At 56.8% G+C, this 2,398-nt stretch carries 3 protein-coding genes; all 3 read left to right on the forward strand.

Translation table 11 applies throughout. From position 1 onward, the window contains the following. The coding region (locus BG74_RS18045; protein ID WP_244267446.1) for an NAD-dependent epimerase/dehydratase family protein at nucleotides 1–515 on the forward strand (515 nt) is incomplete at its 5' end. A 31-nt stretch (nucleotides 516–546) separates the two neighbouring features. Then, entirely contained in the window at nucleotides 547–1,629 is a 1,083-nt protein-coding gene (rfaF, locus tag BG74_RS08070) for an ADP-heptose--LPS heptosyltransferase RfaF (RefSeq protein WP_066597709.1), read from the forward strand. Next, nucleotides 1,592–2,398: lipopolysaccharide heptosyltransferase RfaC (gene rfaC, locus BG74_RS08075; RefSeq protein ID WP_066597711.1), on the forward strand; the 807-nt coding region annotated here is incomplete at its 3' end. The genes rfaF and rfaC, both read left to right, overlap by 38 nt.

Consider the following 2,398-nt stretch of genomic DNA (forward strand, 5'->3'; position numbering starts at 1 on the left):
ATGGCTATTCCAAATTTCTCTTCGATCAATATGTGCGAGCGCTATTGCCGAAGGCCGAGTCGCAAATTTGCGGCTTCCGTTATTTCAATGTTTATGGCCCGCGCGAAGGGCATAAAGGCGGCATGGCGAGCGTGGCTTTTCATTTGAATAACCAAATCAACGCTAATGAAAATCCAAAATTATTCGCTGGCAGCGGAAATTTTAAACGCGATTTTGTTTATGTGAGCGACGTGGTGGCGGTGAATCTTTGGTTCTGGCAAAACAGCATCTCGGGGATTTTTAATTGCGGCACCGGCCGGGCAGAATCTTTCCAGGCTGTTGCAGACGCCGTGCTGGATTACCATAAAAAAGGCTATTTGGAATACATTCCGTTTCCGGAAAAACTTAAAGGGAGCTATCAGGCCTATACCCAGGCAGATCTAACCCAGCTGCGCGCCGTTGGATACTATCAGCCGTTTAAAACCGTCGCCGAAGGGGTCGCGGAATATTTACGCTGGTTGAACCATAATCATTGATATTCTTCAGGGCAAGAAAGAGAGTAGCGGCATGAAAATACTGGTGATCGGACCATCCTGGGTCGGCGATATGATGATATCTCAGAGCCTGTATCGCCTTCTAGTGCAGCGCTATCCAGACGCGCAGATTGATGTGATGGCCCCGGCCTGGTGCCGCCCATTGCTTAGCTACATGCCAGAGGTCAACCAGGCGCTGGAGATGTCGTTCGGCCACGGTGCCTTGGCGCTAGGGGAGCGCCACCAGCTGGGGAAGGCGCTGCGGCAAAGTGGCTATCACCAGGCGCTGGTCCTGCCTAACTCGTTCAAATCGGCGCTGGTGCCGTTTTTCGCCGGCATCCCGCAACGCATTGGTTGGCGCGGCGAGATGCGTTATGGTCTGCTCAACGATATCCGCACGCTGGATAAACAGGCCTTTCCGCTGATGGTACAGTGCTATACCGCCCTAGCCTTCGATCGCCAGGGGATGCGCAGCGCAGCCGATTTACCCACGCCGCTGCCCTGGCCGCGCCTGACGGTCAGCACAACGGACATCGATCTGGCCCTGCACACCTTTGTGCCCGAAGGCGCACGCGCGCTTATCGGTTTTTGTCCCGGCGCGGAATTCGGCGGCCCCGCTAAACGTTGGCCGCATTATCATTATGCCGCTCTGGCCACGGCGCTCATTCGCCGCGGCTATCAGATAGCACTGTTCGGCTCCACCAGGGACCAGGCGGCCGGGGAGGCTATAGGTGCCGCGCTGCCTGAAGACTGTCGCTGCCACTGCTACAATCTGGTCGGCAAAACTTCGCTGGAGCAGGCGATAGCGCTTATCGCCGCCTGCCAAGGGATCGTCAGCAACGATTCTGGCCTAATGCATGTCGCTAGCGCGCTGGATCGTCCACTGGTGGCGCTGTACGGGCCCAGCAGTCCGGATTTCACCCCGCCGCTTTCCCACCAGGCCCGAGTGATTCGCTTAATAAGCGGTTACCATAAAATACGGAAAAACGAACAATGCCACCATCAGAGCCTGATTGCTATCCAACCTGCCCAAGTGCTGAACGAACTGGAAACATTATTGCCCTCAAAGAGGAGAATTAATGCAGGTTTTGATCGTCAAAACATCCTCGATGGGTGATGTATTGCATACTCTGCCTGCGCTGACAGATGCGGGGCATACCTTGCCGGGAATCCGTTTCGACTGGGTGGTAGAAGAAAATTTCGCCCAGATCCCTACCTGGCATCCTGCGGTGCGGCGGGTTATTCCGGTAGCGATTCGCCGCTGGCGTAAAAACTGGTTCGGCACGGCTACGCGGCGGGAGCGCTGTGACTTTAAATGGCAGCTGCAACAAGAGCGCTATGACGCAGTTATCGACGCGCAGGGCCTGATGAAAAGCGCAGCACTCGTCACCCGCGTGGCGCGTGGTGAAAAGCACGGCCCTAATTGCAAAAGCGCGCGCGAACCCTTCGCCAGCTGGTTTTACCACCAGCGGCATGACGTGAGCAAGCAACAACACGCCATAGAGCGCATCCGCCAGCTATTCGCCGTCAGTCTGGGTTACTCGCTTCCCACGACGCCCGGAGATTATGCTATTGCTGGCCACTTTACCCCTACGACAGGCAGTGAAGCCTATCTGGTCTTTCTGCACGCCACCACCCGTCCCGGAAAACACTGGCCGGAAACCCACTGGCGAGGGCTTATCCGGCTTGCCGCTGACGCCGGTTATCGCATTAAGTTACCCTGGGGAACGGAGCAGGAGCAGCTACGCGCCCAGCGTCTGGCCAAGGAATCCGGCGCCGCGCAGGTGCTCCCCCCATTGTCGCTTGCAGAGGTGGCAGTACAGCTAGCGGGAGGACGAGCGATCGTGTCGGTGGATACCGGTCTCAGTCATTTGGCCGCCGCCCTC

The organism is Sodalis-like endosymbiont of Proechinophthirus fluctus (assembly GCF_001602625.1).
Classification (GTDB): Bacteria; Pseudomonadota; Gammaproteobacteria; order Enterobacterales; family Enterobacteriaceae.